Genomic DNA, 22,960 nt, shown 5'->3' on the forward strand with positions numbered 1-22,960 from the left:
CTGCCCGCGATACTCCCGCACCGCCCGCTGCCGATTCCCTACACCCATCACAAACCCCCAGCTCACGAAGGTGTTGCGACGACCGATTGAATCCGCCCAGTACACGAGCAGGACTTTCGCCGAAGCCTGCACGTCAGCAGGGGTTCGGCGGAGCATGAGCGCGTTCGGGTCCAGCGCCGACAACGCCCTCGCCGAGTCCTTCGACGCGACCTTCAAACAGGAGACCCTGCAAGGGCAAAAGAGCTTGCCCGACTCGACGCCTTCAGATGGCTCCACCGCTACAACACCCGACGCCGACACTCACGCCTCGGACAACGATCACCGATCGCCTACGAGAACGCCCTCCAGCACACACCAACTGCGCTGGCACCAGCCTCATATCCCGTGTTCAGGATCCGGGGTCAAGGTCCGGTCGCCTATCGCGCAACGGCGCTGATCCGATCAGCCCCAAGACGTCCGAGTTCAACGGACCGTAGTCAGCACCAAGTCAGCACGGGAGGGGTGAGCACAGGTGATGACGTGGGCTTTTAGTCAGCACCAAACCAACACGGGAGTCAGCACCGCACCGTCAAATCACCCTGGACTGCGCGTCCCGGACGGCACTCGTTTCGACCACCGTCGCTCCCCTGAACCGCCTTTCCACGAGCCGGCATGGTGGCCGCACGCATAGCTGGCCCCCGAACTATGTCGCCCCGCCACATGTGCGCCTGACCTGCGGATTCCTACGGTGTGGCGACACGCAAACGTCCCCGTCACACCCCAGGAAGTGGTGCCGATGTCGTCGCCCGCAACCGCTCCACCGGCCCCGAACAACCTCAAGCGCATCGTCGCCGCCAGCCTCATCGGCACCACCGTCGAGTGGTACGACGACTCATCCGATCGGAGCTAGGACCTGCGGATTTGCCTCCCGGGCAGCCTGAAAGTCAGCACCAGACCAGCACCGCCACCGAACCGCGCCGACTCACGGCTTCACAGTCGACGTGGTCGCGAGAAGTCGACGGCCCGTCCGGCGCACAGAATCACGCGGTCCGGGCTGCGCCGCGGGACATCGCCTGACCCATGGATCATCCCGGGCGGGACAGGCCCGGAACGCCTCCCACGGCGACGCCGTCATGAGCCGTCGGCGGCACCGGTTCGCGGCTGTCGGTAGGGCCGCACCGCGCGGCGCGCAATGGCGAATCGGTGCGTCTCCGAAGGGCCGTCGTAGATCCGGAACGGCCGCACCTCCCTGAGCAGACGGGCCAGCGGGGCGTCGGCTGCCGAGATGCCGAGCGCTCCGCAGATCTGCACCGCCCGGTCCACCACCCGGTTCACCGCCTCCGCCACGAAAGTCTTCGACACGGAGGTGAGTTGCACGGCGGCGGCGGAGCCGGTGTCCAACTCCCAGGCGGTACGCAGGATCAGCGCGCGGCTCGCCTCGATGTCGATCTCGGAGTCGGCCAGCATCTGCTGGACCATGCCGAGGTCACCCAACACCGAGCCGAACGCGGTCCGGCTGCCCGCCCGCTCCAGTGCCACTTCCTGGGCGCGGCGCGCGGCTCCCAGCCAGCGCATGCAGTGGGTCAGCCGGGCGGGACCGAGCCGGACCTGGGCGCCGTCGAAACCGCGGTCCACCGCGCCGAGCACCTGCTCCTCCCCCACCACGCACTCCTCGAAGACGATCTCGCTGTGCCCCGCGAAGAGCGACTCGTCCAGCGTCTCGATGGTCCGGACGATGCGCATGCCGGGGGTGTCGGCGTCGACCAGGAACATGGTGGCGCCACCCGGGTCGCCGGGACTGCCGGAGGTGCGGGCCATGACGATGGCGAAGCCGGCCCCGTCGGCCCCGGTGATGAACCACTTGCGGCCGTCGATGCGCCAGCCACCGGGGACCCGGGTCGCGGTGGTCCGCAAGGAGCGGGGATCGGCACCCGCCCCGGGCGCCGGTTCGGTCATGGCGAAGCAGGATCGTGTCTCGCCCGCGGCGAGCGGCCGCAGGTACTTCTGCTTCTGCTCTTCTGTGGCCACCTTCTCCAGCAGGTGCATGTTGCCCTCGTCCGGGGCCGCGCAGTTCAGCGCCAGTGGTCCGAGCAGCGAGTAGCCCGCCGCTTCGAACACCACAGCCTGTCCGCGCAGGTCGAGCCCGTGGCCGCCCCACGACGTCGGCACATGCGGAGCGAACACACCCGCCTCACGCGCACCTTTCTGCAGGGCTTGCCGCAGGGCCTCTGGAGCGTCGTGCACGGACCCGCCGCACTCGCGCTCGGCCGGGATCACCACCTCGCGTACGAACTCAGCGGTGGACGCGACGAGTTGGGCAACAGGCGGATCTACATCGAACTGGATGGGCACGGGACCTCCCGCTGACAGGCGTACAGGCATCGGCGCCCGTCGCGTCCTAGAAACTGTACAGCGTCTTCAGTATCTTGCCGGGAGGCACCCGGCGACGGGAAGACGACAGGAGAAAGCCATGAGCCTCCCCGCGAGCGCCGAGCCGGTCCGGATCGTGCGCCACCCCGACGGTGTCGTCGAGGTGAGACTGGACGATCCCGGGCGGGGCAACGCCCTGGACCTCAGGACCGCGGAGGCACTGCGGGACACGACCGCCCAGGTGGCGGCGGACCCGGGTGGCGCGGTCCTGCTGCGGGCGGCGGGCGGCAGCTTCTGCGTGGGCGGTGACCTGCGCGCCTTCGCCGGTCGCGGCACGGAGACCGGTGCCTATGTGCACGCCGTGGCGACCGCCGCGCACACCGCGATACAGGCCCTGCACGACCTGCCGGTGCCCGTGGTGACCGCCGTGCGCGGCGCGGCCGCGGGCGGCGGGATCGGTCTCGCCCTGGTGGGTGACATCGTCCTGGCGGCGCGGTCCGCGCGCTTCCGGCTGGCGTACACGGCGATCGGGCTCACGCCGGACTGCGGGGCCTCGTGGTTCCTGCCGCGCCTGGCGGGTCCCCGCCTGGCGGCGGACCTGATCCTCACCAATCGGGTCCTGACCGGCGACGACGCCGAACGGTTGGGCCTGGTCTCCCGGTCCGTGGACGAGGTGGAACTGGACGACGCGGCGCACCGGACCGCCGCAGGTCTGGCTGCCGGCGCCGGTGGCGCGCTGCGCGCCGCGAAGGGTCTGCTGCGCGCCGGTGCCGGTGAAGAGCTGCGCCGTCACCTCGCCGAAGAGGCGCGGCTGATCGCCTTGCTGGCGGACGGCAGGGAGGCACAGGACCGCATGGCGTCCTTCCTCGCCGCCCGGGGCCGCTCGAAGGCGGGTGACAGCGGGACCGGGGCCAGGGAACCCGAAAGCGTTTCTTGAATCCCTCTTCACTAACACCCCGCCCGGAGCGTAACCTCCGGGCAACACAGAACCGAGGAACCGGTCACCACTGAACCGGGGAAAAGGTGTGGCGATGCAATCTGCTGCCGTGGACCTTCCGGACGCTCCCGACGAGACTCTCACCGAAGCCGTCGTCGACCTCGTTCTGCGTGGCATGTGGCGCGGCCGGCCCGAGTCCGAGCACCGCCCCCTGGTCGACGCGGGGCTGGCGATGGTGAAGGGGCCGGTGGTGCTGCCGACCGAGCGTGCCAAGGCCACCGCCTCGCGGATCCTGCGGGTAGCCGCGGGATCCGAGCAGGAGGAGCGGATCACCGCGGCGTACGAGGCCTTCCTGCCGGTCAACCGGAAGATCCGCGACGTGTGCACGGCCTGGCAGTGCCGCCCCGACGGAACCGTCAACGACCACACCGACAGCGGCTACGACGCCGGGGTGCGCGAGTCGCTGGAAGACGTGCACGAGGCCATCCAGCCCGTGCTGCGCAGGCTGGAACGGGTGCTCGCGGGCAGCGGGCGCTACCTCACGGCCCTCGAGGAAGCCCTCGACCACTTCGACGAGGGCTCGCTGGAGTGGCTGGCCTCGCCGCTGTGCGACTCGTACCACACCGTGTGGATGCGGCTGCACCAGGAACTACTGCTGGTGCTCGGCATCAGCCGGGCCCAGGACGAGGCCCGCGAAGAAGAGCTGGTCACAAGGAGCCGGGATTGAGCGTCACCGACCGCGAGGCGGGCCCGCCGGCACAGTCCGAGGCCTCCCGTACACCTTCCGAGACCCCCGGCCTGAGCCTGGTGCCCTACGGGCAGGGACGGATCCGGGGCCTCGACGCCGCTGAACTGGGCGCGCACGGCGCAGCAATGGACCGGCTGGTGGCCCTCGGGCTGCCGGTCGTGCCGGGCCTCACCGTGCCCGCCGACGCCTCCGCGTCCCTGTGCGAACCCGACACCGCGAGATCCGCCGTCGATCTGGTCGAACAGCTCTCGGGACGGCGGATCGGCGACCCGACCCGGCCGCTGCTGCTGCGCCTGTCGGCGAGTGCTCCGACCGAGATCGCCGGGCTGCCGCCCGACCTTGCGTGTCTCGGCGTGACGCCCGGCAATGCAAGCGACCTGTGCGCCGTCATCGGTCGCGCGGAGGCACTGCACGAGGTGTGGGCCGCCACCGTGCGGATGATCGCCGAGTACGCCCTGGACGTCCCGGGGGCGGTGCTCGACGACGCCCTCCTCGACACGCCCGAGCCGCGGGAACGGGTCGAAGCACTGCTGGCTCTGGTGGCGCAGCACGGTTCCGGGCCCTTCCCCGACGACCCGGCACAGCAGCTCGCACTGGCCGCCCGCGCCCTCCTCGGCCGATGGGACTCGCCGCGCGCGAGAAGGTCCCGCCGGGCCCAGCGACTCCCCGCCGATCTCGCCGTCGCCCTGCACGTGCAGGCACTGCGCATCGGCCCAGCGGACCACTCGGGCCACGGCACGGCGGTCAGCCGCCACCCCGAGACCGGGCGCCTCTCCCCGCAGGGTTCCTTCTTCCGTGGAGTGCGCCGCAGCGCCCCGCCGCCCCACACCGGTGAACCGCTGGAGGGGCTCGCGGGCGGAACCGCGCTGCTGGAGCACTCCCTGCTCACCCTTGAGCGTCATCTGCACGCGCCGGTGTCCGTCGAATTCGAGGTACGCGACGACGAGATCTCCCTGCTCGCCGCCTCGGCGCAACTGCGCCCGCCGCTTCGGGCGTCGGTGTGCCTGGCCGCGGACCTGGCTCGGGACGGGGCGCTGGGCCGCGAGCAGGCCGTACGGCGCATCACCCCCGCGCAGGTGCAGGAACTGCTGCACCCCCAACTCCGGCTGACCGGCGGGGAGGAGCTCCTGGTGAAGGGGCTGCCCGCATCCCCGGGGGCGGCGACCGGAGCGGTCGCGCTGTCCAGCGAGCGTGCCCTCGAACTGGCCGCGGACGGCACTCGGGTCGTGCTCGTGGCTGCCGAGACGAACCCGGCGGACGTCCCCGGGATGCTGGCCTCCGTCGCCGTGCTGACCGGCAGCGGAGGCATCGCCTCGCACGCCGCCGTGGTGGCGCGGGGCGCCGGCAAGCCCGCGGTGTGCGGTGCCGAGGGGCTGCGCGTGGACCGGTCAGCCGGGACGGTGCGGATCGGGGACCGGGTGCTGCGCGAGGGCGACACCGTCTCTCTGGACGGCCGCACCGGCGCCGTCTACGCGGGGACGCTGAGCGTCAGTGTCGCCGGACCGCCGCCCGAACTGTCCACCCTGCTGCAGTGGGCGGACGGCATACGACGGCTTGGTGTGCGGGTCAACGCCGACACGGCCGCGGAGGTGAGCACCGCCGTCGCCCTGGGCGCTGAGGGTGTCGGCCTGTGCCGTACGGAGCACCAGTTCCTCGGCGAGCGGCTGCCGCTGATCCGCCGGGTGATCCTGGCCGCCGACCCGACGGCCCGCGACGAGGCACTGCTGGCGCTGGAGCACGCCCAGCACGAGGACTTCAGGGCTCTGCTGGCGGCGGTCGGAAACCGCCCGGTGACCGTGCGCCTGCTGGACGCCCCGCTGCACGAGTTCCTGCCCGCCCCCGGAGAGGCCCTGGACGCCGCCGAGGAGCAGCGGGCCGCCGCACTGCGCGAGGCGAACCCGATGCTCGGGCTGCGCGGGGTGCGGCTGGCGCTGCTGCACGAGCGGCTCTACCCGGCGCAGGCCGAGGCACTCTTCACCGCCTGGGCCGATGTCGCCGCCACCGGGGTCCGCCCGGAGCTGGAGGTGATGATCCCGCTCGTCAGCCTGCCGGAGGAACTGGCCGCCGCGGCCGCGTACGTGCGCGGTGCCGCCGACGCGGTCGCCGCCCGGACCGGAGTGGAGGTCCCGTACCGGCTCGGCACGATGATCGAGACCCCGCGGGCCGCGCTGCTGGCCGGCGAACTCGCCGAGCACGCCGAGTTCTTCTCCTTCGGCACCAACGACCTCACTCAGCTCACCTACGGATTCTCGCGGGACGACGTCGAGCGCCAGGTGCTCGCCAACTACCAGGAGCGCGGGTTCCTGACCGCCAGCCCGTTCGCCCGGCTCGACCCGCACGGGGTGGGCTCCCTGATCGACCTGGCGGCGCAGCGGGCGCGGAGCGTACGGCCCGGCATCAAGCTAGGCGTGTGCGGTGAGCACGGCGGGGACCCGGAGTCGATCGCGTTCTGCGACGACCTCGGCCTCGACTACGTCTCCTGTTCCGCGCACCGCGTGCCGGTGGCCCGAATGGCGGCCGCGCACAGTGCCCTGCGGGAGCGGCGCGACGAGAGCGGGAGCACACGATGACGAGCACCGTGACGGACGGCGCCGCCCTGTCGGACACCGAACTGGACGACCTGCGCGAGACCGTTCGGTCGGTGTGCGCGGACGCCGGCGGGACCGCCTCCGTACGCCGCATGTCCGAGCACACCCCCGGCGTCGACGCCGAGTTGTGGGACACCCTCGGCCGGCAGGTCGGCCTCGCGGCCCTCGGGCTGTCCGAGTCGGCTGGCGGCATGGGCGGGCTCGCCGAGATCGCTGTGGTCTGCGAGGAGTTGGGCAGGGCGCTGGCGCCAGTACCGCTGCTGTCCTCCACCGTGCTCGCCGGCCAGGTGCTGGCCGGCTGCGGCACCGCCGACAGGGCACTGGCCGAATTGGCCGAGGGCACGGTGCACGCCCTGGCGGTGGCGGCCCCCGACGGAGCGTGGCGGTCCGAGGCCGTGCCGGTGGCCGTCTCCTGGCAGGGCAGCGTGCCGCTGCTCGACGGCACCGCGCCGTTCGTCCTCGACGGCGCCGACGCCGAAACGCTGGTGGTGGCCGCGGCCGGCGCCGACGGCGTGGACCTCTACCTCGCCGACCCGCGCGAGGCGGGGGTCACGGTGCGCCGGGTACCGACCCTGGACCTCAGCCGGGGCCAGGCGGTGGTCACCTTCTCCGGTGCCCGGGCCCGGGCACTGACCGCCGGCGGCGAGGGGGCGGACGTCGTCTCCCGCGCCCTGGATGTGGCGCTGGTGGCTCTGGCCGCCGAGCAACTGGGCGGAGCGCAGGCCGCGTTGGACATGACGGTGGCCCATGTGCGCGACCGTACCCAGTTCGGCAGGGCGATCGGCGGCTTCCAGGCGGTCAAGCACACCTGTGCCGACATGCTGCTCCAGGTCGAGGCCGCACGGTCGGCCGTGGTGCGCGCGGTGCGGGCGGCCGGCTCGCCAGAGGCGCTGGCCGAGGCGGCGGCGGTGGCGCAGGCGTGGTGCGGCGAGGCGTTCGTGTCCGTCGCCGCCGAGTGCGTGCAGCTGCACGGCGGCATGGGCTTCACCTGGGAGCACGACGCACACCTGTACTTCCGGCGCGCCCAGTCCGACGCCGTCCTGCTGGGCGGCGCCGCACACCATCGGGAACGGCTGGCCGGGCTGCTGGGCTGGTGACGTGGAAGGCGGAACGGCATGACCACCAGACTCATCGACGAGGTGCTGTTCGACGACGGGGACCCACCGCGTCTCGCGGGCGCGCGCTGCTCCGGATGCGGCACCGTCGTCTTTCCCCGGCAGGACTCGTGCCCCAAGTGTTCCGACGGAGCCATGTCCGCGCATGTGCTGCCGGTGAGCGGGCGCGTGTGGTCGTGGACGCTCCAGGCCTTTGCGCCGAAGCCGCCGTACCGCCCGCCGTCCGGCGGCCACCGGCCCTACCACGTGGGCTATGTGGACCTCGGTGAGGTGCTGGTCGAGGCGCTGCTGGCGGTTCCCCGCGCGGAGATACGGATCGGTCTGCCGGTCCGGCTCACCACGGTGCCCGCGTACCGGGACGAGGACGGAACCGAGGTCGTGACCTTCGCGTTCCGTCCGGACCTGGACGGGGAGCGATGAGCGGGACCGACGAGGTGTACGTGGTCGGGTGCGGGATGCATCCCTTCGGCCGCGACGAGAGCGTCACCGGCATGGACATGGCCGAGCGGGCGATACGCGAGGCGCTGGCCGACGCCGGTGTCGCCTGGGAGGACATCGGCTACGCGGCCGGCGGCTCCGACGTGTCCGGAAAGCCCGACACACTGGTGGGCCGGCTGGGCCTGACCGGTGTGCCCTTCGTCAATGTGCAGAACGGCTGCGCGACCGGTGCCTCCACCGTGCTCGCGGTGGCCAACGCGCTGCGCGCGGGCGAGGCCTCCCTTGGACTGGCAGTCGGGTTCGACAAGCACGAGCGGGGCGCGTTCCACGTCTCCGCGGCCCGCTACGGTCTGGGCGACTGGTACGCCGAGACCGGCATGATGCTCACCACCCAGTTCTTCGCCCTCAAGACCCAGCGGTACCTGTACGAGCACGGGATCTCGGAGCGGGCGCTGGCGATGGTCGCCGCGCGGGCCTTCCGCAACGGCTCCGACCACCCGCTGGCCTGGCGGCGCAAGCCGCTGACGGAGCAGGAGATCCTGGACTCGGCCGAGGTCAGTCCCCCGCTCACCCAGTACATGTTCTGTTCCCCCGGACAGGGCGCGGCGGCGCTGGTGCTGGCGCGCGGCGACCGCGCCTTCGACCTGTGTGAACAACCGGTCAGGCTGGCGTCGTTGGCCTTCCGGACCCGGCGGTTCGGTTCTTTCGAGGTGTTCTCGCCCTGGCTGCCGCCGGGACCGCACCACAGCCCCAGCGTCGACGCCGCGGAGGCTGCCTTCCGCGGGGCAGGGGTGCGGCCCGCGGACGTGCAGGTCGCCCAGTTGCAGGACACCGACAGCGGCTCGGAGCTGATCCACCTGGCGGAGACCGGGCTGTGCGGTCACGGCGAGCAGGAGGAACTGCTGTCCGCCGGGGAGACCGATCCGACGGGCCGGATACCGGTCAACACCGACGGCGGCTGCCTGGCCTGCGGAGAGCCCGTCGGCGCCTCCGGACTGCGGCAGTTCCATGAAGTCGTACGGCAGTTGCAGGGCCGGGCGCCCGGTGTGCAGGTGCCGGGCGCTCCCCGGGTGGGCTTCACCCATGTGTACGGGGCGCCCGGGATCAGCGCGTGCTCGGTCCTGACGGTGTGAGAGGCGGCGGGCGAAGCATGCGGCACGGCGGGAGAACAGCGCTGGTGACCGGCGGGGCACGTGGGATCGGCCTGGAGATGTGCCGACAGCTAGCGGCCCAGGGGCTGCGGGTCCTGGTCGGGGCGCGAGGACGGGAGGCCGCCGAGGAGGCGTGCCGCGCTATCGGCCCGGCGGCACTGCCGCTGGCCCTGGACGTGACGTCCGCGAAGAGCGTCACGGAAGCGGTCCGAGAAGCGACGGGGCTGACCGGTGGGATCGACGTGCTGGTGAACAACGCGGGCGTGTCCCTGGACCGGGAACTGCGGCCCCCATATGTCGACGAGGACATCCTGCGGGCGACCCTGGACACGAACCTCACCGGCGCCTGGCGGATGGCGGAGGTCGTCGTCCCGGGCATGGTGGAAGCCGGCTACGGGCGGGTCGTGAACGTCACCAGCTCCTACGGTTCGCTGGCGCTGATGGACTCCGGGCGGCACCCCGCCTACCGGATCTCCAAGGCGTCGCTCAATGCCCTGACCCGTATGCTCGCCGCCGAGCTGTCCGGCACGGGTGTGCTGGTCAACGCCGCCGACCCCGGCTGGACACGCAGCGGCATGGGCGGGCCGTCCGCTCCGCGCGGTCCGGCCGAGGGGGCCGACACGCCGGTCTGGCTGGCGACCCTTCCCGAGGGCGACGAGACGACGGGCAGGCTGTTCGCCGACCGCAGGCCGCTGCCCTGGTGAACCGTCTCAGGGCCGGGACGGGGCCGGCTTCTCCTCGGCGCCGACGATGCGCAGCGCCAGCGCCCTGACCGCCTCCAGCACGGACCGGGAGGGCAGCTGGGACAACGGTCCTCCCTCCGCCCGCAGCGCCGTGACGAGCATGGTCGTGCTGATCAGTGTGCGGACCGCGAGCGCCTGCCCCGCGTGCCGGGCCTTCGCCGCCCGGGGGCTGCGAGTGGCGCCCTCGGGCAGATAGTCGTAGCCACGCTGGATGTGCCGCTGCTCGAACTCGTCCCGCAGCACCTTGACACTGCCGTTGGCGGAGGCCACCTGGACCTGGTAGAGACGGGCCTCGTCGGGGTTCTGCTCCACCCAGTCCCACACCGCGTCGATGACGCGGACCAGGCCCTCCGCATCACCCGGCTCGGACTCCGGACGCGCCGCCTCCACGACCGCGTTCAGCTGGTCGAAGACCCGTCGCATCGCGAGTTCGAGCAACTCCTCTTTGCCGTCGAAGTGGTAGTAGACGGCGGTGGGCACCACCTGCGCCTCGTCCGCGATGTCCTGGATGCTGGTCTCCGCGAATCCGTTGCGGCCGAACACCCGCACGGCGGCGGAGATGATGTGCTGCCGCCGCGAGGGCCGGTGGGCGGGCTGCTTGCCGTTCTTCGTGGTGGCCATCATGCTCCCTGCCGACTGCCGTGAACCCGCGTCCGTGGGCCCTGCGTACTGACCATTGTATCCAGTAACTCCTCCCGCCCGACGGCATAATTCCTGCTGCGCATGTGCCTCCGGAGCACCTGACTCCCGGCATACTTGACACCATGACGACCTCCGGAACCCGCGCCGCTCATCGTCCGTCGCGCAAGCAGTGGGTGATCGACGCAGCCACGGAGCTGTTCGCCACCCAGCCGCCGGACGAGGTGACGGTGGCCGACATCGCCGCTCGTGCGGAGATGACCTCGGCAGCGGTGTACTACCACTTCTCCTCCAAGGACCAGGTCCTGGCGGAGGGGATGCGGGTGTTCGCCGCCGCGCTGCGCGAGCAGTTGCAGGCACTCACTCAGACCCACGAACCCGGTTCGGACATCGGCGCGGCGATCACCTCGCTGCTGGCCTGGCTGGGCGAACACCGGTCCGCCGCCACCGTCTTCTTCGTGTCGTCGGCCGGCATGAGCCAGGATGCGGAGGCACTGCGCCAGGAGAGCCGTACCGAACTGCTGGACGAACTGGTACGGCTGATCCGCAAGGCGCGCGGGCCGGTCTCCGACGCCGAGGCGGCGGTGATCGGCCTGGGCCTGCTGGCGCTGCTGGAGACCGCGGCGATCTCGCAGGTCCGGGGTGACGACGTCTACCGGTCGCTGGGGCACCGCTCCTTCGTCCGCGAGGTCGGCAACCTCGCGGAGCGGATCGCCGACCCGGCCACATAGGCCACGGATCACACCAGCAGGCGGAGGGGCTTGCTCAGCAACTCACCTACGGTGCGCAGATATTCGGCGGCGGGTGCCCCGTCGACGGCACGGTGGTCGAAGGTGAGGCTGAGGGTGAGCAACCGTGTGCGCAGCGGCCGGTCGTCCACCCACTCGACGCCGTCCCTGAGCCTGCCCACCCCGAGGATCGCGACGTTGCCGGGGTTGATCACGGGGGTGAAGAAGTCGACGCCGTATCCGCCGAGCGAGGTGACCGTGAAGGTGGCCCCTTCCAGCTGCGCGGGCGAGATCCGTCCCTCGCGTGCGGCCTGGGCCAGGGACCTCGACCGGCGGGCGATCTCGGGCAGCGGCAGCGCCACCGCGTCCTCGATCACGGGGACCATCAGGCCGCCCGGAACCGCCACCGCGAAGCCCAGGTGGATCTCGTCGAGGAGATGGATGGCGTCCTCCCGCACCGTCGCGTTGAGCAGCGGGTGCTCGCGCAGGGCCAGGGCCGCGGCCTTCAGCAGGAAGTCGTTGATGCTGGGCACCGGCAGGTCGCTGTCGGCCCACTCCACCTTGAGGCGGTCCCGCAGGGACACCACGGCGTCCATCCGCACCTCGTAGCCGTGCGTCAGCTGCGCCATCTCCTGGAGGCTGGCGTGCATCCTGCGGGCGATGGTGCCGCGCATCCCCGTGAGTGGGATGACCTCACTGGGACGAGCGGGAGTGGCTTCGGGCGCCGGAGTGACGCCATCCAGATCCGCCCTGCGGATCCGGCCGCCGGGCCCGGTGCCGTTCACCTCGGAGAGATCGATGCCCCGCTCCTTCGCCAGCTTGCGGACCAGCGGTGAGGTGGGGGTGTCGCCCGACGGGACGAGGGCGCCGGGCACGGCCGCGAGGAAGTCCTCCACGTCCTCGGAGACGATCCGTCCGCCGGGACCGGTGCCCCGTACGGCGGTGAGGTCGACGTCGGCAGCCGCGGCGACCCTCCGGGCGTTCGGTGAGGACAGAAGCCGGTCACCGATGCCCTTCTCACCCGTGCTGTTCACGGAGGGCGCCGCGCCGGCGTCGGGGGCGGGCGCAGTGGTCCCCGACCCGACCGGCGTGGGCGTGCCCGCCGGGTCCGGTGGCTGTTCGCCCTCGGCCAGCAGCCAGCCGATGAGGGCCCCGGCCGGGACGGTGGCCCCGGCCGCGACCACCGGGTGGAACAGTCCCCCGGCCTCCGCCTCGACGTCCACGTCGACCTTGTCGGTGGCCAGCCGCAGCAGGGCGTCGCCCTCCGCGACGGCGGCTCCGGTGGGCACGAGCCATTCGTCGATCGTGCCTTCCTGCATGGTCAGGCCGATCTTCGGCAGCAGAACCTCGACCGCCACGTCGGTCACGACCTTTCGAGGAGACGCCGGCAGCCCTGGACGATCCGGGCGCGGTCGGGCACGTAGGCCTTCTCCAGGACCGGGGAGAAGGGGACGGGCGAAAAGGGGGCGCCGATGCGCAGCACCGGCGCGTCCAGATGGTCGAAGGCGGCGTCCTGGATCTGGGCGGCGATCTCCGCGCCGAGCCCGCCGAAGGTGACGGCCTCGTGCACCACGAGCACCCGGTTGGTGCGGCGGACGGAGGCGAACATCGTCTCGGTGTCCAGGGGCTGCACGGTGCGCGGGTCGATCACCTCGATCTCCACACCTTCGGCCGCGAGTTCGTCGGCCGCCGCGAGGGCCTCGCCCACCATGCGGCCCAGGGCGATCACGGTGACGTCGCTGCCCTGGCGCGCGGTGTGCGCCTGACCCAGCGGGATGCCGTAGATCTCCTCGGGCACCTCGCCGGTGCTGCCGAGCAGGACCTTGTTGAGCATGACGACGACCGGGTTGTCGTCCCGGATGGCCGAGACCGTGAGGCCCTTGGCGGTGTACGCGTCGCACGGCATGACGACCTTGAGGCCGGGCACGTGGGCCAGCCAGGCCTCCAGGCTCTGGCTGTGCTGGGCCGCGGCGCCGAGGCCGGCTCCGGAGGCGGTGGTGATGGTGAGCGGCACGGACAGCGCGCCGCCGAACATGTACTTCATCTTGGCTGCCTGGTTGACGATCTGGTCGAGGCAGACGCCGATGAAGTCCATGAACATGAGGTCGACGACGGGGCGCAGGCCCCGGGCGGCGGCGCCCACGCCGAGGCCGACGAGGGCGGCTTCGGAGATCGGGGTGTCGATCATGCGGCGGGGGCCGAACTCGTCGAGCAGGTTGTCGAACATGCGGAAGACGCCGCCGTATCCGGCCACGTCCTCGCCGGCGACGAAGACGTTCTCGTCCTCGCGCATGGCCTGGGCGAGTCCCTCGTTGAAGGCCTTGACGTAGGTCAGTTTGCGGGCCGCGGCGTTCGGGACGACGGCCGGTGCTTCGGTGGTGGTGGTCATGGCGGTCACCCTGAGTAGACGTTGAGCAGCAGATCGGCGGGGTCGGGCAGCGGGCTCGTCTCGGCGTACGCGATGGCCTCGGCGATCTCGTCGCGGGTGCGCTGCCATACGTCGTCCAGCTCCGCGCGGGTCGCGGTGCCGTCGGCGACGGCCCGGGTCTCCAGCAGGTCGATGGGGTCGCGGGCCTTCCACTCGGCGACCTCCTCGTCCGAGCGGTAGGGGTGCCGCAGGCCCTTGACGCCCTGGTGGTCGAAGAAGCGGTAGGTCTTGGCCTCGATCATCATCGGGCCCGCGCCCGACCGGGCCCGTTCGACGGCGTCGGTGGCGGCGCGATGGACGGCGAGCGCGTCCATGCCGTCGACGATCACGCTGGGCATGCCGTAGGCGGCGGCCCGCTCGGCCACGTCGTTGATCAACATGTGCTTCGACTGTGGCGTGAATTCGGCGTAGCCGTTGTTCTCGCACACGAAGACGACGGGCAGGCCGAGGATCGCTGCCATGTTGGCGCCCTCGTGGAAGGCACCGATGTTGGTGGCGCCGTCGCCGAAGAAGGTCACGGCGACGCTGTCCTCGCCCTTGTAGCGGGCGGCGAAGGCGGCACCCACGGCGATCGGGACGCCAGCCCCGACGATGCCGTTGGCGCCGAGCATGCCGCGGGTGAGGTCGTTGATGTGCATGCTGCCGCCGCGGCCGAGGCAGGCGCCGGTGACGCGCCCGTACAGCTCGGCGTACATCTCGCGGAGGCCGACGCCCTTGGCCACGGCGTGCCCGTGGCCCCGGTGGGTGGAGGTGATCTGGTCGTCGTCGCGCAGGGCCGCCATCACGCCGGCGGCCACGGCTTCCTGGCCGACATACAGGTGCAGGAAGCCGGGCAGCTTGCCGGCCTCCATGAGTTTGCCCGCCTCGGTCTCGAACAGCCGGATGCGCACCATGCGCTCGTGCAGATCCCTGATGACCTGCGCGGATACCTGGTGTGCGGCCGCATCGGCCGACTTCTTCTGAGCCATCGTCCGCCCCTTCGCCCGAGGGAGGTGTGCCACGGAAGTGGACTTTCTAGTGTTGCTCTACAGTAACCAGCACCACGCACCTTACTGAACAGGTTCTCTAATTACTACGCCCCGGACCCGACTCCTCGCCCCGGTCGTCCACCAGCTCCACCGCATTGCCCTCCGGATCCGCCCAGAAGGTGATCCGCCGACCGTGCGCACGGACGACCACCGGGTCCCGACAGGGCTTGGCGCCCGCGGCCCCCAGTGCGGCCACCACGGGGTCCACGTTGTCGACGCAGAAGGTGAGATACGACAGCCCCGCACGTCCGGCCAGCGGATGCGCCACGAGGGCCGGCACCGCGGGCGACGAGGGAAGAATCAGCTTGACGCACCCTCCGGAGGGCACCTGCAGCCGGACGACGTCCAGCTCGCCGCCCAGTCCGGCCGGGCCGCCGACGGCCACCGGTACGCGCGAGCGGCGCACGGGGCGACAACCGATCACGTCGCAGTAGAAGCGCTCCATCGGCCCCAAGTCCCGTACCACCAGGCCCACCTCGAACGGTCGGACCATGACCATCGCACCCACCCCTACGGGAGATCGAGCCGCAACTTCGCCACTTTCTATTGACAGACCACACTAAGTCCTGTTGCAGTTTCGGACACAACCCAGCTGTCGCATTCCGAAGCCGGTCACCGGCTCGCGGCTGGGAGGATTGTGAGGACATCGTGGTCCAGACCAGTTCGCCGGAGATCCGGGAGACAGACGCCGACCGCAACCCGCCCTCGGCCCCCGCATACTCCTCGTGGATCAGCCAGGACCGGTCCACCGACGCCGCATCCCTGACGATGCGGCGGGAAGCCGCCGAACTCGTCGAGCGCGTGATGGCGCACTACCGCGCCAACACGACGCACGAGGCGGACGGCCAGTGGACGGAACCCGTCGCCAACTACCTCGACGCCGACCGCTGGCAACGCGAGACGGACGCCGTCCACCGGAGCGTCCCACTGCCGCTCGCCATGTCCTGCGAGCTGCCCGGTCCGAACACCTACAAGGCGATCGACGTGCTCGGCATCCCCGTGCTGATCACCCGGGACCGCCAGGGCGCCGTACACGCGATGATCAACGCGTGCCGGCACCGGGGAGCCAAGCTCCTCGAACCCGGCTGCGGGGTGCAGAGGCGGCTCACCTGCCCTTACCACTCGTGGTCGTACGACCTGGCCGGCGAACTGCGGGGCGTCTACGCCGAGAAGACCTTCGGCGACGTTCCGCGCGAGGGGCGCAGCCTGGTCAGGCTTCCGGCCGGGGAGCGGGCGGGGATCGTCTTCGTCTCGCTGGATTCGGCGGCCGAGCCCGACCTGGACGCCTGGCTGGGCGATCTGCAGCCGCTCCTCGAGGGTATGCGGCTGGCGGAGTGCCACCACTACGCCACCAGCGAGCTGACCAGTCCCAACTGGAAGGTCACCCTCGACGGATATCTGGAGACGTACCACTTCGCCTCGCTGCACCCGAAGACGGTGTTCGAGACGAACCTCTCCAACATGATGGCCCACGACACCTGGGGCCCCCACCAGCGCATCGCACCGGCCCTGCGCCCCATCGCGCAGGCGGTCGAACTGTCCCCGGACCAGCGCGATCCGGGCGACTGCGTCGGGCCCATCTACTGGCTCTTCCCGGGCCTCGCGATCGCCGGCGGCTGGCGCCAGAAGATCGCCGTCTCCCTGGTGCTCCCCCGGACGGCCACCGAGTCGGTGACCCAGCAGATCATCCTGCTGCGGGAACCGGCGGTCACCGAGGAGGAGCGCCAGGCCGCCGACCAATTCGGCGAGTGGTTCCACGAGGTGGTCCGCGACGAGGACTACGCGACCACCTACGGAGTCCAGCAGGGTCTCAAGGCCCTCGACGGGACCGATTTCGTCTTCGGACGCAACGAGCCCGGACTCCAGCACTTGCACCGCACCATCCACCAGCACCTGGAAGACGGCCCCCAAGCCGCCAGAGCCACCAGGTGACGGACCAACAACACTCGCGGGAGAACAGCATGGTGGCTACGGGCAGCCTCGACGGACGTGTCGCAGTGATCACGGGCAGCACGCGCAGCATCGGCCGCGCCATCGCCGAGGCCTTCCTGGCCGACGGCGCCACGGTCGTCATCAGCGGCCGTTCCGAGATCAAGGGCAAGCAGGCCCTGGAGGAGATGGGCGCCGGGGACCGGGCCGTCTTCCACCCCTGCGACGCCAACAGCCAGGAGGACATCGAGGGCCTCGCCGACTTCGCCGCCGAACGCTTCGGCCGGCTCGACATCTGGGTCAACAACGTCGGCGGCAGCTCCGGCTTCGCCCCCATCCACCAGCTCAGCGATGACGCGTGGCACGACGCCCTCAAGCTGAACGTCAACGGCTACTTCTACGGCACCCGCCGGGCGCTGCCGAAGATGCTGGAGCACGGCTGGGGCCGCGTCATCAACATCTCCTCCGTCGAGGGCAAGCAGGCCAACAAGCCGGGGATCAGCCACTACATCACCAACAAGCACGCGATCCACGGCCTCACCAAGGCGACCGCCTTCGAGTACGGCACCCAGGGCATCACCTGTAACGCCATCTGCCCCGGCGCCGTCGACACCGACCTGATGCGCGCCGCAGGGCCGGCCGCTGCCGAGGCCGAGGGCGTCAGCTACGAGGAGTGGCTGAGCCGCTTCGCCGAGCACGCCGCCACCAAGAAGATCACCACGGTGGAGCAGATCGCGGCGGTCGCCTCGCTGCTCGCGAGCGAGGCCGGGGCAGGAATCACCGGCGCACTGATCAGTGTCGACGGCGGAACGGCGCAGTGGTAGGCGCGGGTACGGACAGCGGGAGACCTCGGCCATGAAGAGCTGGATCACGGACTGGCAGCGCAGTGAGCGGCTGCCCCACTACACCCGCGCCAACGCGGGCGAGACCCTGCCGGAACCCGCCAGCCCGCTGGGCTGGACCCTGGTGTGGGGGCAGGGCCTGCAAGGCTGGCGTCGCGGCTTCGTCGGCTTCGGCATCTACCGCGAGGAGGAGGTGGCCGGCCCCCGACCGCCGTTCGTCGGCATGTTCGGCGGCCACTTCTACCTCAACCTTTCCCACATGCGGCTGTTCGGCATCCGTATGGGCCAGACGGCGGACCAGATCGACGCGGCCTTCGTCGGACAGCGTTCCGACACGCCGGTGTACCTGGCGCATCCGGACGACCAGGACGAGGACCTGACCGCCAAGGCGGGCGGGACGCTTCAGCGGATGCTCGGCCAGAGCGGCTTCCCGGAGGCCGACGCCGACCGGCAGCGTCTGCGCGCACTGCGCCGCTCGCGTCCCGACCTGACGCGGCTGTCGGAGGCCGAACTGGTGGCGTACGCACGGTCGTTGCTGGACGAGGTGGAGACGACCTTCCAGCGACACGTCGAGTCCTCGCTGCCCGCGTCCGTCGGACCGGCGATCCTCGGCCCGCTGTGCGCGAGCGTGGACCGCCCCGGCGCCATGCTCGACCTGATCGCTGGTCTCGGCGATGTCGACTCCGCCTCCCCCTCGACCGGGCTGTGGACGCTGTCCCGCCAGGTGGCGGCCTCGGCCGAGCTGAGCGCGCTGTTCGACCGGGGACCGGGCGCCGTGGAGCAGGCCCTCGACGGGGCGACCGGCGATGTGAAGACCTTCCGCGACGCCTTTGAGGAGTTCCTGGCCGAGTCCGGCGACCGCGGCCCCAACGAGTGGGACATCCACGCGCTGTCCTGGGAGGCGGCGCCCGTCCAGGCACTGGCCCTGGTCGACCGTATCCGCCACAGTCCCGACGACGACTCCCCGGCCGCCCGCCGGACACGGCTGACCGAACGGCGCGAGCGGACGGCGCAGGAGATCCGGGCCGTGCTGCCCGAGGAGACACAGCCCATGTTCGACGCCGGCATGCACGCCTCCCAGGTGTGGATCCCGGCCCGCGAGCGCACCAAGGCGAACTGCGTCACCGTCGTCAACGAGATCCGCATGGCCGTGCGGGAGCTCGGTCGCCGCGGTGTCGAGGCGGGGCTCTTCGCCCGGCCCGAGGACGTGATGATGCTGCTGGACACCGAGCTCGACGACTATGTCGCCGCCCCGGAGTCCTTCGGCCCCGTCATCGCGCGGCGGCTCGAGGAGTACGCCGCCCTGCACGACCTGGAACCGCCGTTCTTCGTCGCGGAGGACGCGCAGACCGACATCGGCACCTGGCCGCGGCGCTCCGAGGAGCAGGCGCAGGCGGCCGTCGAGGGTGACGTCCTCGGCGGTGTCGGCGGCAGCCACGGCACCTACACGGGCCGGGTCCGGGTGGTCACCGACCCTGCCTCGTGCGAGGCGCTGGAACCCGGCGAGGTGCTGGTCGCGCCGATCACGGACGCCGCCTGGACCCCGCTGTTCCTGGTCGCCGGAGCGGCCGTGGTGGACGTGGGAGCGCTCAACAGCCACGCCGTGGTGGTCTGCCGCGAACTGGGCATCCCGGCCGTCATCTCCGTCGAGGGCGGGACACAGCGCCTGCGGGACGGAATGGTGATCACGGTCGACGGTGACCAGGGCACCGTCACCGTGGACAGCGTCTCGGCGCCGCCCGGCATCTGAAGCACCGCGGGCCCGTCGCTCCCCTGCACCGGGGCGACGGGCCGCGGGCACGACCGTCAAAGGAATCCCGTGGCTGAGGAAATCATCGTCGCCGGCTGGATGGACTACGAGCCCGCCGACCGCGACACCATGCTGAAGGCCCTCGTCGAGCTTGGCCGGCATACCCGCGAGCAGGAACCCGGCTGTCTGGACTACGCCATGACCGCCGATCCCACCGACGAGCGACGTATCCGGGTGTTCGAGCACTGGACCTGCCGGCAGGCCCTGGACGAGCACTTCTCCACTACGCACATCAAGGACTTCCGGGCGGCCGTGGCGGGGCTGACCCGAGTCGAGGTCTCCCTGACGGCCCACACCGTCGCCGCGTCACAGCCCCTGCGCTGAAACGGCGCTCCCCCGGGGGCGGGGGGCGCCGTTTCAGCCTGCCGAAAAGGGTGTCGTTTCAGCCGGAATCGCCCAGGCTGACCAGCATTTTGCCGACGTTTCCGCCGCCGAGCAGGGACAGCAGCGCCCCCGGGGCGTTCTCCAGCCCGTCCACCACCGTCTCGCGCGTGGTGATCCGGCCCTCGGCGAGCCAGCCCGCGACCTGCTGCTCGAACTCCGGCCGCAGGTCGTCGTGGTCGCGGACGATGAAACCGCACAGCATCAGCCGCTTGAGGACCGCCTGGATCAAATGGTTGATGTCCACGGTCCGTCGGGCGCCGCCGAACTGCGACATCATGCCGCACAGGGCGACCCGGCCACCGGTCCGCAGCGCGTGCAGGGCGGCGGCGAGCTGCTCTCCGCCGACGTTGTCGAAGTAGACGTCGATGCCGTCGGGTGCCATCCGGGCCAGGGAGTCGCGCACCGGCTCGGCACGGTAGTCCGCGGCGGCGTCGTAGCCGAACTCCTTGACCAGCAGGGCGCACTTGTCCGGTCCGCCGGCGGTGCCGACCACTCGGTCCGCGCCCAGCAGGCGCGCGAACTGGCCGGCGGCGGTGCCGACGGCCCCGGCCGCCGCCGACACGAAGACGGTGTCGCCGGGGCGCAGCGCCGCGACCCGGGTCAGGCCCACGTACGCGGTGAATCCGGTCTGGCCGAGCAGCCCCAACCAAGTCGGCAGCGGGGCGAGTTGCGGGTCGATACGATCGGCTCCGTCGGTGTCCGCCGCGTTCAGCACGGCCCGCTCCCGCCAGCCGAGTTGGTGGCGGACATAGACACCGGGCGGCACGCCGGGACAGCGGCTCTCCTCCACGACACCCAGGGCCCGGCCGTCGAGCGGTGATCCGGGGGTGAAGTTGTGCGTGTAGTGCTTCTCGGTGCTCTCCAGCCGCCCGCGCATGGACGGGTCGACGCTCATGTAGAGGTTGCGGACGAGGAGTTGGCCCTCACCGAGGGGCGGCAGAGGGCGTTCCTCGACGGTGAAGTCACCGGGGGCCGGCTCCTTTTCGGGGCGGCGTACCAGACAGACCACGCGGGTGGTGCGCGGGGACACGGCGTCACCCCTCCGGCCGAGGCGGGGTGCGCCGCTGTGCGAGGCGGCCGACCCAGCCGGCCATCTGAAGGTCGGCGTGGCGCAGTTCGCCCGACTGCCACCGGGCCTGGAAGTCGAAGACGCCCTGTGCCCCGGTCCTGGGGTCGGTCACCTCGACGAGTCCGTCCTCGGTGAGCCGGTAGACATGCCCGGTCAGCGGGTGGATCACTTGCTTGGACATGGGGGCCTCACTCCTGCACTCGGCGGCGGACGCCGCGCTTGGTCACGGTCACCGGGCCCTCGACCCTGAGCCGGCAGGCGAGCCGGGTCAGGCCGTCCACCGGCCTGGGCAGGGCCTCGATGCCCTCGCGCTCCAACGGGCCCACGGGGGAACAGTTCTCTGCGCCGTCCTCCACCTGGACGAAGCAGGTACGGCAGGTGCCCTTGCCGCCGCAGACGGTGGGCCAGCGGTAACCGAGCCGCTGGGCGGCGGTGAACAGGTCCTCGCCGTCGAGGACTTCGAGCTCGACGCCCAGGGGTCTGACCGCCACGGAGTGGGTCACTGGTCCATCCACTGGTCGAGCGTCCGGTTGAAGTGGCGGATGCGGCTCTCCTGGTAGTTGGCCAGGGTGATGCCCGGCTTGCGCATCGCCTTGAGGCCCTGCTGGACGTAGGGGAGGTTTTCGCAGTCCTGGTCGAAGACGGGGCCGAGCACGCCGAGTTCGGGGATGTCGGCGAAGAGCATGTCCTCCGGCACCCAGCGGATCTTCACCGGGGGCGGCATCTCGCCGGGCTGCTTCGGGGAGGACATGAAGATGATCTCCGCGGTGCAGGAGTCCGGGTCCAGGCCGTTGGGCCGGAACCGGTAGATGATGTTGGACTTGGCGCCACCCCAGGGGTTGAAGTTGGGGAACAGCAAGTAGTTGATGGCGTCCAGCAGTTCGGTGTCGGCCGTCTGCGAGAAGTCCTGCTGCGAGGTGGCCGCCAGTTGCGCACGCATCCGCTCGGCGAGGACCTGGCGGGCGGTGCCGCCCGGCGGGATCGCCGGCATTTCATCGCCCTCCTGCATCACCAGGTCACGGCCCTGGGCCGCGGCGTAGAACGCACGCGAGTCGTAGAACGTTTCGAGGACGTCCTCCTCCGTGACGGACTCCGCCACGTGCGGGCTGGGCGCGCCCTGGATGTTGATCATCCGGTTCCAGTTCGGCTGGTCCGCCATGACGTCGTACTGGGAGTTGGCGTCGGCTAGCCACGGCAGCATCTGCGGGTGGGTGGCGATCACATGGAAGGACTCGATGAAGGCGTCCTGTGCGATCTTCCAGTTGCAGGGCAGCACCTTGGCGATGTGCAGCGACTTGTAGCGGTTCTCCAGTGGCCAGATGTAGTAGTCGTCGAAGGTGCCGCGGTAGGAGTCGAATGACTCCGCGTACGGGTCCATGTTGATGAAGACGAAGCCGCGCCAGGTGGCCACCCGGGCCTCGGGGAGGGCGAACTTCTCCGGGGTGACGTGTGGGAAGTCCCAGGCACAGGGCGGGGTCTGCATCGTGCCGTCGAGATTCCAAGCGAAGCCGTGGAACGAGCAGCGGAACTCGCTGACATTGCCGCCGCCGGTGCGCAGTTTGCGTCCGCGGTGCAGGCAGACGTTGACGAAGGCGCGGATCTCGTCGGGGGCCGTACGCACGACGATGAGCGAGTCGTCGCCGATCTCGTAGACCTCGTGGTCGCCGACCTCGGGAATCTCGCTCTCCAGGCAGGCGAACTGCCAGACACGGCGCCACACCTGCCGCATCTCGCGTTCGGCCCATTCACGGGAGGTGAAGCGGGAGGTGTCGATGTCCTCGCTGCCGAGGTGGTCGTTCCGCTCGTACCTCAGGGCGGGGGGAACAGGGCGGCTGTCCTGGTCGAGGTATTCCTGGACGCTGGGCCCGGGGCACCGCGCCGTGCCCAGCTCCGATGTTTCGTCCATCATCTCTCCTCCGGCAGAAACTTTAGAGTGAGTGTAGTTACCGGTTGCGGTCCGGAGCAACACTCGCGACGGTGAACGCGCCCGTATTTCCCGAGGTCATCAAGGAATCAGCTTCAGATCCTGGATTT

Annotated in this window: 23 protein-coding genes; 12 read left to right on the top strand and 11 right to left on the bottom strand. The window is 71.0% G+C overall.

The annotated features are described in order from the left end of the window. Both IE239_RS43355 and IE239_RS32100 read right to left on the bottom strand, forming a co-directional pair. A partial coding sequence (locus IE239_RS43355; RefSeq protein WP_373308178.1) for a hypothetical protein occupies positions 1-216 on the bottom strand: 216 nt, incomplete at its 3' end. A gap of 894 nt (positions 217-1,110) precedes the next feature. Next, entirely contained in the window at positions 1,111-2,331 is a 1,221-nt protein-coding gene (locus tag IE239_RS32100; RefSeq protein ID WP_190152965.1) for an acyl-CoA dehydrogenase family protein, read from the bottom strand. 118 nt (positions 2,332-2,449) lie between these two features. Here IE239_RS32100 and IE239_RS32105 point away from each other — a divergent pair, with 118 nt between their 5' ends. The 7 genes from IE239_RS32105 to IE239_RS32135 all read left to right on the top strand — a co-directional run bounded on the left by IE239_RS32105 (position 2,450) and on the right by IE239_RS32135 (position 10,030). Further along, positions 2,450-3,286, top strand: a complete 837-nt coding sequence (locus IE239_RS32105; protein WP_190152966.1) for an enoyl-CoA hydratase/isomerase family protein — start codon at positions 2,450-2,452, stop codon at positions 3,284-3,286. A 94-nt stretch (positions 3,287-3,380) separates the two neighbouring features. Next, positions 3,381-4,013 (top strand): hypothetical protein, encoded by a 633-nt coding sequence (locus IE239_RS32110; RefSeq protein ID WP_229878453.1) that lies wholly within the window; start codon positions 3,381-3,383, stop codon positions 4,011-4,013. Then, positions 4,010-6,604, top strand: coding sequence for a putative PEP-binding protein (locus tag IE239_RS32115; protein WP_190152967.1), 2,595 nt, complete (start codon positions 4,010-4,012; stop codon positions 6,602-6,604). Before IE239_RS32110 ends, IE239_RS32115 begins: the two co-directional genes overlap by 4 nt. Further along, positions 6,601-7,719, top strand: coding sequence for an acyl-CoA dehydrogenase family protein (locus IE239_RS32120; RefSeq protein ID WP_190152968.1), 1,119 nt, complete (start codon positions 6,601-6,603; stop codon positions 7,717-7,719). The genes IE239_RS32115 and IE239_RS32120 overlap by 4 nt, the downstream gene beginning before the upstream one ends. Before the next feature lie 18 nt (positions 7,720-7,737). Beyond that, positions 7,738-8,157 (top strand): Zn-ribbon domain-containing OB-fold protein, encoded by a 420-nt coding sequence (locus tag IE239_RS32125; RefSeq protein ID WP_190152969.1) that lies wholly within the window; start codon positions 7,738-7,740, stop codon positions 8,155-8,157. Next, the gene (locus IE239_RS32130) at positions 8,154-9,308 is read left to right on the top strand and encodes a thiolase family protein (RefSeq protein WP_190152970.1); all 1,155 of its coding nucleotides are present in this window, start codon (positions 8,154-8,156) and stop codon (positions 9,306-9,308) included. The genes IE239_RS32125 and IE239_RS32130 overlap by 4 nt, the downstream gene beginning before the upstream one ends. Positions 9,309-9,325: 17 nt before the next feature. Next, positions 9,326-10,030, top strand: coding sequence for an SDR family NAD(P)-dependent oxidoreductase (locus tag IE239_RS32135; RefSeq protein ID WP_190152971.1), 705 nt, complete (start codon positions 9,326-9,328; stop codon positions 10,028-10,030). A 6-nt stretch (positions 10,031-10,036) separates the two neighbouring features. On the opposite strand, the gene IE239_RS32140 is transcribed toward IE239_RS32135, so the two are convergent. Beyond that, positions 10,037-10,690, bottom strand: a complete 654-nt coding sequence (locus tag IE239_RS32140; RefSeq protein ID WP_229878457.1) for a TetR/AcrR family transcriptional regulator — start codon at positions 10,688-10,690, stop codon at positions 10,037-10,039. A 143-nt stretch (positions 10,691-10,833) separates the two neighbouring features. Between IE239_RS32140 and IE239_RS32145 the strand changes: the two genes are divergently transcribed. After that, on the top strand, positions 10,834-11,439 hold the full coding sequence (locus IE239_RS32145; RefSeq protein ID WP_190152973.1) for a TetR/AcrR family transcriptional regulator: 606 nt from the start codon (positions 10,834-10,836) through the stop codon (positions 11,437-11,439). A gap of 8 nt (positions 11,440-11,447) precedes the next feature. On the opposite strand, the gene IE239_RS32150 is transcribed toward IE239_RS32145, so the two are convergent. From IE239_RS32150 to IE239_RS32165, 4 genes are all read right to left on the bottom strand, one after another. Beyond that, the gene (locus IE239_RS32150; RefSeq protein ID WP_190152974.1) at positions 11,448-12,794 is read right to left on the bottom strand and encodes a dihydrolipoamide acetyltransferase family protein; all 1,347 of its coding nucleotides are present in this window, start codon (positions 12,792-12,794) and stop codon (positions 11,448-11,450) included. Positions 12,795-12,799: 5 nt separating this feature from the next. Beyond that, complete coding sequence (locus IE239_RS32155) at positions 12,800-13,825, bottom strand: alpha-ketoacid dehydrogenase subunit beta (protein ID WP_190152975.1); 1,026 nt, start codon at positions 13,823-13,825, stop codon at positions 12,800-12,802. Positions 13,826-13,830: 5 nt separating this feature from the next. After that, the gene (locus IE239_RS32160; RefSeq protein WP_229878459.1) at positions 13,831-14,832 is read right to left on the bottom strand and encodes a thiamine pyrophosphate-dependent dehydrogenase E1 component subunit alpha; all 1,002 of its coding nucleotides are present in this window, start codon (positions 14,830-14,832) and stop codon (positions 13,831-13,833) included. A gap of 97 nt (positions 14,833-14,929) precedes the next feature. Then, positions 14,930-15,385, bottom strand: coding sequence for a VOC family protein (locus tag IE239_RS32165; RefSeq protein WP_229878460.1), 456 nt, complete (start codon positions 15,383-15,385; stop codon positions 14,930-14,932). 155 nt (positions 15,386-15,540) lie between these two features. On the opposite strand from IE239_RS32165, the gene IE239_RS32170 reads away from it, so the two are divergent. The 4 genes from IE239_RS32170 to IE239_RS32185 all read left to right on the top strand — a co-directional run bounded on the left by IE239_RS32170 (position 15,541) and on the right by IE239_RS32185 (position 19,797). Next, on the top strand, positions 15,541-16,824 hold the full coding sequence (locus IE239_RS32170) for an aromatic ring-hydroxylating oxygenase subunit alpha (RefSeq protein WP_190152977.1): 1,284 nt from the start codon (positions 15,541-15,543) through the stop codon (positions 16,822-16,824). After that, on the top strand, positions 16,821-17,645 hold the full coding sequence (locus IE239_RS32175; protein ID WP_229878462.1) for an SDR family NAD(P)-dependent oxidoreductase: 825 nt from the start codon (positions 16,821-16,823) through the stop codon (positions 17,643-17,645). The genes IE239_RS32170 and IE239_RS32175 overlap by 4 nt, the downstream gene beginning before the upstream one ends. Before the next feature lie 31 nt (positions 17,646-17,676). Continuing rightward, a complete protein-coding gene (locus IE239_RS32180) occupies positions 17,677-19,413 on the top strand; it encodes a PEP-utilizing enzyme (RefSeq protein WP_190152978.1) in 1,737 nt (578 codons plus the stop codon). A 69-nt stretch (positions 19,414-19,482) separates the two neighbouring features. Continuing rightward, complete coding sequence (locus IE239_RS32185) at positions 19,483-19,797, top strand: putative quinol monooxygenase (protein WP_190152979.1); 315 nt, start codon at positions 19,483-19,485, stop codon at positions 19,795-19,797. Between the two features lie 58 nt (positions 19,798-19,855). On the opposite strand, the gene IE239_RS32190 is transcribed toward IE239_RS32185, so the two are convergent. From IE239_RS32190 to IE239_RS32205, 4 genes are read right to left on the bottom strand one after another with little or no spacing between them, the layout of a single operon-like run. Continuing rightward, positions 19,856-20,887 carry an NADP-dependent oxidoreductase gene (locus IE239_RS32190; RefSeq protein ID WP_190152980.1) on the bottom strand — a complete coding sequence of 344 codons (1,032 nt, stop codon included), beginning with the start codon at positions 20,885-20,887 and terminating at the stop codon, positions 19,856-19,858. Positions 20,888-20,891: 4 nt separating this feature from the next. Continuing rightward, positions 20,892-21,107 (bottom strand): transposase, encoded by a 216-nt coding sequence (locus tag IE239_RS32195; RefSeq protein ID WP_190152981.1) that lies wholly within the window; start codon positions 21,105-21,107, stop codon positions 20,892-20,894. A gap of 7 nt (positions 21,108-21,114) precedes the next feature. Further along, positions 21,115-21,417 (bottom strand): 2Fe-2S iron-sulfur cluster-binding protein, encoded by a 303-nt coding sequence (locus IE239_RS32200; RefSeq protein ID WP_229878464.1) that lies wholly within the window; start codon positions 21,415-21,417, stop codon positions 21,115-21,117. Between the two features lie 8 nt (positions 21,418-21,425). After that, entirely contained in the window at positions 21,426-22,832 is a 1,407-nt protein-coding gene (locus tag IE239_RS32205) for an aromatic ring-hydroxylating oxygenase subunit alpha (protein ID WP_229878466.1), read from the bottom strand. Between the last annotated feature and the right edge of the window lie 128 nt (positions 22,833-22,960).

Source organism: Streptomyces humidus (assembly GCF_014649655.1).
Lineage (GTDB): Bacteria > Actinomycetota > Actinomycetes > Streptomycetales > Streptomycetaceae > Streptomyces > Streptomyces humidus.

Bases quoted from the DNA above. Each gene is read 5' to 3' on its own strand.
- IE239_RS32160 (WP_229878459.1), bottom strand. From the start codon at position 14,832: ATGGCTCAGAAGAAGTCGGCCGATGCGGCCGCACACCAGGTATCCGCG.
- IE239_RS32140 (WP_229878457.1), bottom strand. From the start codon at position 10,690: ATGGCCACCACGAAGAACGGCAAGCAGCCCGCCCACCGGCCCTCGCGG.
- IE239_RS32165 (WP_229878460.1), bottom strand. From the start codon at position 15,385: ATGGTCCGACCGTTCGAGGTGGGCCTGGTGGTACGGGACTTGGGGCCG.
- IE239_RS32145 (WP_190152973.1), top strand. From the start codon at position 10,834: ATGACGACCTCCGGAACCCGCGCCGCTCATCGTCCGTCGCGCAAGCAG.
- IE239_RS32105 (WP_190152966.1), top strand. From the start codon at position 2,450: ATGAGCCTCCCCGCGAGCGCCGAGCCGGTCCGGATCGTGCGCCACCCC.
- IE239_RS32135 (WP_190152971.1), top strand. From the start codon at position 9,326: ATGCGGCACGGCGGGAGAACAGCGCTGGTGACCGGCGGGGCACGTGGG.
- IE239_RS32110 (WP_229878453.1), top strand. From the start codon at position 3,381: ATGCAATCTGCTGCCGTGGACCTTCCGGACGCTCCCGACGAGACTCTC.
- IE239_RS32120 (WP_190152968.1), top strand. From the start codon at position 6,601: ATGACGAGCACCGTGACGGACGGCGCCGCCCTGTCGGACACCGAACTG.
- IE239_RS32195 (WP_190152981.1), bottom strand. From the start codon at position 21,107: ATGTCCAAGCAAGTGATCCACCCGCTGACCGGGCATGTCTACCGGCTC.
- IE239_RS32205 (WP_229878466.1), bottom strand. From the start codon at position 22,832: ATGGACGAAACATCGGAGCTGGGCACGGCGCGGTGCCCCGGGCCCAGC.
- IE239_RS32155 (WP_190152975.1), bottom strand. From the start codon at position 13,825: ATGACCACCACCACCGAAGCACCGGCCGTCGTCCCGAACGCCGCGGCC.
- IE239_RS32180 (WP_190152978.1), top strand. From the start codon at position 17,677: ATGAAGAGCTGGATCACGGACTGGCAGCGCAGTGAGCGGCTGCCCCAC.
- IE239_RS32125 (WP_190152969.1), top strand. From the start codon at position 7,738: ATGACCACCAGACTCATCGACGAGGTGCTGTTCGACGACGGGGACCCA.
- IE239_RS32130 (WP_190152970.1), top strand. From the start codon at position 8,154: ATGAGCGGGACCGACGAGGTGTACGTGGTCGGGTGCGGGATGCATCCC.